Genomic DNA, 6,013 nt, shown 5'->3' with positions numbered 1-6,013 from the left:
GTGCTCGCGTCGCCGACGGTACCGATGCTCGCGCCGACGTGGGACGAGGCGGTCGACGACCTGTTCGGCGCGCTCGCGAACACCGGTCCGTTCAACGTCAGCGGCCACCCCGCGGTCAGCGTCCCGTGTGGCAGCCTCGACGGACTCCCGGTCGGCCTCCAGTTCGTCGCCGAACGCGGCGCGGACGCGACGGCACTGCGGGCGGGAGCGTGCTGGACGGCCACCGCGGACCGGCCGGCCGACGACTGATCGCGGCCGACCTGCGCACTGTTCCCGCGACCCAAACGGCTAAGTAGCGCTCCGGTCCGTGTGGGACGTATGGGTGCAGACAAGCAGTTCGACGGGTACCAGCCGTACGACTATCTCGACGCCGGCGAGGACTACCGAGCGTTCGATCTCGCGGAGAAGACTGCGGGGTTCGAACCCCGGACGATCGAGCTTACCGACGAACAGGAGGCCCGCGTCGACGAGCTCACCGACGAGATCGTGCTCTCGCTGCACGACCACGCGTTCCAGTTCCCCGCGGAGATCGACGAGGACCTGTTCGACTACATCCGCGAGGGGCGGATCCACACCGCCTACGAGTTCCTCGCCGAGACCAGCCTCGACGCCGTCTTCGACATGCAGTTCGACGGGCTCTCCAGCGTCCACTCGCTGCACGGCTGGAAGTGGGACGACATCACTCACGAGGTCAGCATGCGGGCCTGTGACCTCGCCCACTCCGACTACGCGTTCCAGTGCCGGAGCGTCGACGACATCCACCGAGCCCGCGAGGAGGGGAAGCTCGCGGTCGTCCAGTCGATCGAGTCGGCGGCGATGATCGAGAACGAACTCGACCGGATCGAACAGCTGTACGGCATGGGCGTCCGCTCGATGGGGATCACCTACAACAGCTCCAACGCGCTCGGCACCGGCGGCGGCGACATCCGGGAGCGCGACGGCGGCCTCACCGGGTTTGGCGCCAACGCCGTCGAGCGGATGAACGACGTGGGGATGGCCGTCTCGGTCAGCCACGCCAGCCCGCAGACCTCACTCGACGTGTGTGACGTGAGCGAGAAGCCGGTGTTCGACACCCACGCGCTCGCGAAGGGCGCGGGGATGGGCGCCCGCGGCACGTCCGACGAGGTGTTCGAGGCGATCGCCGACACCGGCGGCGTCGTCGGCCTGCTCTCCTCGACCCACCTGCCCGACATCGAGACGTACATGGAGCACTTCGAGTACGTCGTCGACCTGATCGGGATCGACCACGTCGCGTTCGGGCCGGACGTGCTGTACGGCGATCACACCGAACTGCTGCGCGTGCTCTCGGAGTACCACGGGATGGAACTCCCGGAGTCCACCCTCCAGAGCGAGTACGTCGAGGGGCTGGAGAACCCCACGGAAGCCTGGCAGAACATCCCGCGCTGGCTGGTCGCCAACGGCTACGACGACGACGAGATCGAGAAGGTGCTCGGCGGGAACGTGCTCCGCGCGCTCGAACAGGTCTGGTAGGACCACCCCACCGTTTCTCCCGCTTTTCCACCCCTGAGCGGCAGCGCTGGCGACGCACCCCCGTCGGTAAATATCTCTACACAGGATTTTGAACCGAACAAGTATACATAGTAGAATTAGAGATAAAAACACCCATAGGAGTTTTAGCGTGCCGCCGTTCCACGCAAAATGCCAATCGCCACCGCGGAAAACGTGTCACTCGGACCCACAGTCGCACTCCACACAGTCACAGAACGCCCCCCTCGCGAGCGCCTCCTCGACGGGGACGGCCGTGTCGCAGGCCGAGCAGCGGACGCTGATCGTGACCGTCGGCTCCACCGCCCCGCCGGCGGAGAGCGTTCCCTTGTTCACCAGCGACCGGACGGCCTCGGCGGCCTCCGCCGTCGCGTACTCCGTGAGCCCGTCGAGTCGGTCGGCCTCCCAGTTCGACGGCGGTTCGGGGTCGCGTTCCGCCCCCAAGCAGTCCCGGAGGTGGGTCCTGACGACGCTGTAAGAGACGAAGTCGGCCCGGAGTTCGCCGACTTTCACGCCGGCCCGACGGAGCAGCGCGGCGACCGCGTCGGCGGTGTCGTCGCCGGTCAGCCGCTCGTAGCGCGAGCGCGCCTCGCCGCCGCCCGTGGGGAGGCCGACGCGTTCCATCTCGCGGCGCAGCAGCGTGGCGTTGAGCCAGTCGGCGAGCCGGCGATACCCCATCCGTTCGCCCGACTCGCCCCGCCAGCGCGTGACGAGCTCGTCGTCGAGCCGGTCGAGTCCCCGTTCGTCGAGCACGCGGCACACCTTGCAGCCGTGGTCGGTCATCGCGCCCCGCTACCGGCCGGAGGGAGAAATACCCCCGGCCTCACTCCTCGTCGCCCTCGCGGAGTCCCTGCCGGTAGTAGTCCTGCAGGTCGCTCCGGCGGTCGGTGACGACGATGAAGTCGATCTCGGCCACGCAGTCGTAGCCGCGGATCTCGGTGACCATCGCGTCGATGTCGGCCATCGTCGGCGCCATCCCGACGCCGTAGATGTCGTACGTGCCGACCCCTCTGGTGACGTGCCAGAACGGCATCTCGGCGATGCGGTCGAACGCCTCGCCCTTGTCGCCGGGACCGTCCGTCGCCCGGACCGAGATCCGGACGATCTCCCACGCCAACTGCTCGGGATCGAGCAGGAAAAACGGCGTCGTCGCCGCCATCAGGTCCGTCACGCGCCGGCGGACCCCCTCGGCGCTCATCTGGTACCCCTCGTCCTCGAGCCGGCGGGAGAGCTGTTGGTAGGACATCCGGGGGTCCTCCGAGAGGATCACCAGTATCTGCGTGTCGATCGCGTCGAACGCGTCGAACGGCGATTCGCTCATACTCTCCCTGTCGGTGGGGGCGTGTTAACAGTGTCGTCGGCAGCACGCCGGCGGGCTCAGATCTCGGTGATCCGCTCGTACTCGTCGTCGAGCGCGGCGGCGTCCTCCGGGAGAAGCGCGACCAGGAGGTAGTCGGCGTAGTCGGCGAAGTAGTCGACCAGCGCCGCGATGCGGGCGGAGTCGATCGCCTCCAGCGAGTCCAGCAGCACGAACGGGACCGTCTCGGCCACGTCGTGGACCAGATACCCCGCGAGCGCGAACACCAGCCCGATCACCTCGCGCTCGCTCTCCGAGAGGTGATCGACGGTGTCCTCGTAGGCCGCGCCCGACTCCGTAGTGCGGACGACGTGGAGTTCGAACGTCCGCTCGGTCACTTTCCGGCGTCCCTTCCGGGTCTCCTGTTCGACCCGCTCGATCCAGATTCGGTCGAGGTTGTCGTAGTCGAGCAGCCCGAGCACCGACTCCATGTGGTCGTTGAACCCCTCGACGGCCTCGCGCTCGATCCGCTCGATCCGGGTGCGGAGCCGCTCGATTCGGTCGTTCACCGACTCCAGCTCCTCGCGAACGTCGGCCTCCTCGGCGATCCGCTCCTCGGCCGCGTCGATCTCGTTCTCGACGTCCTCGCGGTCGCTCTCCAGCCGACCGAGTTCGTACTCCAGCTCGTTCGCGGTCTTGTGGAGTTCGAGCATGTCGCCGTACTCCGCCGCCTCCAGTTCGTCGACCGCGGCCTCGATCCGTTCGATCTCGCCGGTCAGCGACTCACGCCGGCCTCGTAGCTCCTCGATGGTGGCTTCGGCCTGCTCGATCTCCTCGTCCAGTTCGCGCAGGCGGCGTACGAGCCGCTCGCGCTCGCGGCGAGCCTGCTCGATCTCGTCTTTCTCTTCTTTGAGCTGCTCGATCTCGCGCTCCAGCCGGTCGACGTCGCCGACTTTCGACTGGCTGCGTTCCCGGAGCTGCTCGACTGTGGCCTCGATCTGACCGGGCTCGACGTCGGTGCCGCAGGTCCAGCAGGTGACGCTGTCGTCGACCAGCTTCTCCGTGACGCTGTCGGCCCCGTCCGACGCCAGCTCCGGCGGGGTCGCGGCGCCCTCGTCGTCGAGCATCCCCTCGTTGAACTGGATCACGCTCTGCAGTTCGTTCACCTGCGACTCCAGCTCCCCCTTCCGCTCGCGGAGCTCCCGGAGCCGGTCGTCGATCCCCTCGGGGTCGGCGTCGGCCGGGTCGGACAGCTCCTCCAGCTCCGCCTCGCGTTCCCGGCGCTCGGTTTCCAGCGCCGTGAGGCTCTCCTGCTCGGTGTCGAGTTCGTACCGGACGTCCTCCAGCTCCGCACGCTTCTCGCGGAGGTCGGCCAGTCGGCTCTCCAACTCCGACTGCTCCTCCCGGCGCGCCTCGATGTCGGCGTCGGCGTCCTCGATCTCGGCCTCGGTCTCCTCGAGTTCGGCCCTCGTCGCTTCGATCTGCGTTTCGAGCGTCTCGCGGCGCTCCTCGAGCTCGCGGAGCTCCCCCTTCCGTTCGTCGATCGCGTCGAGTTCGGCGTTGAGGGAGTCCCGGCGGTCCTGAAGTCGGTCGATCTCGGCCTCGATCTCCGCGGTGTCGATCGGCCGCATTATCAGCTCCCGGAGGTCCGCGTTCGTCGCGACGGCGCGCCGGGCCTCGTTGGACTCGAGCAGGAACGCGAACAGGTCCGCCAACGTCGGGTCGTCGCAGTACGGGGCTCCGCTACGCTCGACGCCGCCGCTCCGCCGAGTGAACGTCCGGGTGTACGTCTCCCCGTCCAGTTCGAGCGTCACTTCGGCCTCGTCGGCGTCGCCCTTCATCGAGACGTTCTCGCTTCCCAGCACCGCCATCACCGACTGCAGGAACGAGGTCCGGTTTGTCGCGTTGCGGCCGACGAGGATCGTCACCCCGGGGTCGAACGTGACCGTCGTCTCCTGAATTCCCCCGATGTTTCGGGCGTGTACCGTCGCCGCGGATGCCGAGGCCTGTGGTCGCTGCATGGGCGTGCTGTCAGCGGCACTCCTATAAAAAATATTGGCCGAGCCGGGAGAACCGAACCGTTAGGTGTCTTCGCAGTCACATCCGCCGCGGTCGAGCAGCGCCTCGGCGTCGTACTGCGCGCCGCAGTCCTCACACAGGACGTTCACCTCCACGAGCGTCCGGAACGACCCCAACTCGATCTCGTCGGTGTCCCGTAGCTGCTCCAGTTTGCTTTCGGTGACCGTCCGGGCCCGGCCCCGAAGCCGCTGGATGTGTTTCTTCTCGGATTCGGCGCGGTCGACCGACTCCGCGTCGTACGACGCGCCGCGGTGGCCCTTGAGGTACGTCCGGATCGCCTGGTAGGTGACGAACTCCTCGCGGAGGCTGTCCACGTCGACGCCCTCCCGCCGGAGCCGGCGTTCGGTCCGGGTCCGGTCGCCGCCGCCGACCTCCTCGTCCGTCAGCAGGCGGTACGTGTTGTCGACCTCGCCGTCCAGCGGCTGCATCCCCGCCTCGGCCATCGTGCTCCGCAGGAGTTCGCGGTTGAACTCGTCGGCGAGGTCACGCAGGCTCCGTCGCTCGTCGCCGCTTGCGGTCCATAGCCGCTCTAAGCGGTCGCCGATGCCGTCGAGCCCGTGTGCCTCTATCAGTTTGACTACCTTCCCCCGCCTGCCCGCGCCGTTCGACGTTCCGGAGTCGCTCACTACCCCCACGCACACCGCCGACGAGTATAGGCTTGTGGGCTGAAGAATAACACCAGTACACCTGTTAGGGAACTCCGTGAAACCCGGCTCCGTCGTCACATCGGGTTTTCCTCCCCGATATCGGCCCGAACACGCATTGATAAATCATATACAGCGATACCAAATCGGGGTCCCTCCCGTTGTTCAGCCTCGGACCCGTCGTCGACCCCCCGGGCGGGCGACCGGGACCGCTGCCGGTCCCGCTCGGCGGTCGGCGGCGCCGTCTCCGGCAACGCTTTGGGGCACCCGTTCCCACCCGCGGCCATGAGCGACTCCCTCCGCCTGACGGTCCGCGCCGCCGAGAAGCGCGACGCGGGCCGCGGTATCGCGCGGCTCCCCGAGGCCGCCAGACAGCAGTTGGGACTCCTCTCGGGCGACACCGTCCTGATCGAGGGCGAGCGCGAAACCGTCGCGAAGCTCTGGCCCGCCCGCGGCGACGTTCCCGACGGCGTGATCCGGATCGACG

7 protein-coding genes are annotated in these 6,013 nt (G+C 67.9%); 3 read left to right on the top strand and 4 right to left on the bottom strand.

What is annotated here, in order from left to right:
• Nucleotides 1-249: amidase family protein (locus ACFR9S_RS04375; RefSeq protein ID WP_379818136.1), on the top strand; the 249-nt coding region annotated here is incomplete at its 5' end.
• Nucleotides 250-318: 69 nt separating this feature from the next.
• Entirely contained in the window at nucleotides 319-1,491 is a 1,173-nt protein-coding gene (locus ACFR9S_RS04370; RefSeq protein ID WP_379732579.1) for a dipeptidase, read from the top strand.
• A 195-nt stretch (nucleotides 1,492-1,686) separates the two neighbouring features.
• Here the strand turns inward: ACFR9S_RS04370 and rdfA (ACFR9S_RS04365) are convergent, their stop codons facing one another.
• From rdfA (ACFR9S_RS04365) to rdfA (ACFR9S_RS04350), 4 genes are read right to left on the bottom strand one after another with little or no spacing between them, the layout of a single operon-like run.
• Nucleotides 1,687-2,289, bottom strand: coding sequence for a rod-determining factor RdfA (rdfA, locus tag ACFR9S_RS04365; protein WP_379818135.1), 603 nt, complete (start codon nucleotides 2,287-2,289; stop codon nucleotides 1,687-1,689).
• A gap of 40 nt (nucleotides 2,290-2,329) precedes the next feature.
• A complete protein-coding gene (locus tag ACFR9S_RS04360; RefSeq protein ID WP_379732114.1) occupies nucleotides 2,330-2,827 on the bottom strand; it encodes an Lrp/AsnC family transcriptional regulator in 498 nt (165 codons plus the stop codon).
• A 56-nt stretch (nucleotides 2,828-2,883) separates the two neighbouring features.
• Nucleotides 2,884-4,824, bottom strand: a complete 1,941-nt coding sequence (locus ACFR9S_RS04355) for an archaea-specific SMC-related protein (protein ID WP_379818134.1) — start codon at nucleotides 4,822-4,824, stop codon at nucleotides 2,884-2,886.
• Nucleotides 4,825-4,884: 60 nt separating this feature from the next.
• Nucleotides 4,885-5,508 carry a rod-determining factor RdfA gene (gene rdfA, locus ACFR9S_RS04350; protein ID WP_379732112.1) on the bottom strand — a complete coding sequence of 208 codons (624 nt, stop codon included), beginning with the start codon at nucleotides 5,506-5,508 and terminating at the stop codon, nucleotides 4,885-4,887.
• Nucleotides 5,509-5,811: 303 nt separating this feature from the next.
• On the opposite strand from rdfA (ACFR9S_RS04350), the gene ACFR9S_RS04345 reads away from it, so the two are divergent.
• Nucleotides 5,812-6,013: hypothetical protein (locus tag ACFR9S_RS04345; protein ID WP_379818153.1), on the top strand; the 202-nt coding region annotated here is incomplete at its 3' end.

The sequence above is a fragment of the Halolamina salina genome (genome assembly GCF_042678005.1).
Taxonomy (GTDB): Archaea; Halobacteriota; Halobacteria; order Halobacteriales; family Haloferacaceae; genus Halolamina; species Halolamina salina.
This window is presented reverse-complemented; position numbering and strand designations above follow the sequence as displayed.

Excerpts from the sequence above, each read along its gene's own strand:
- ACFR9S_RS04370 (WP_379732579.1), top strand. The coding sequence starts at position 319 with ATGGGTGCAGACAAGCAGTTCGACGGGTACCAGCCGTACGACTATCTC.
- ACFR9S_RS04355 (WP_379818134.1), bottom strand. The coding sequence starts at position 4,824 with ATGCAGCGACCACAGGCCTCGGCATCCGCGGCGACGGTACACGCCCGA.
- rdfA (WP_379818135.1), bottom strand. The coding sequence starts at position 2,289 with ATGACCGACCACGGCTGCAAGGTGTGCCGCGTGCTCGACGAACGGGGA.
- ACFR9S_RS04360 (WP_379732114.1), bottom strand. The coding sequence starts at position 2,827 with ATGAGCGAATCGCCGTTCGACGCGTTCGACGCGATCGACACGCAGATA.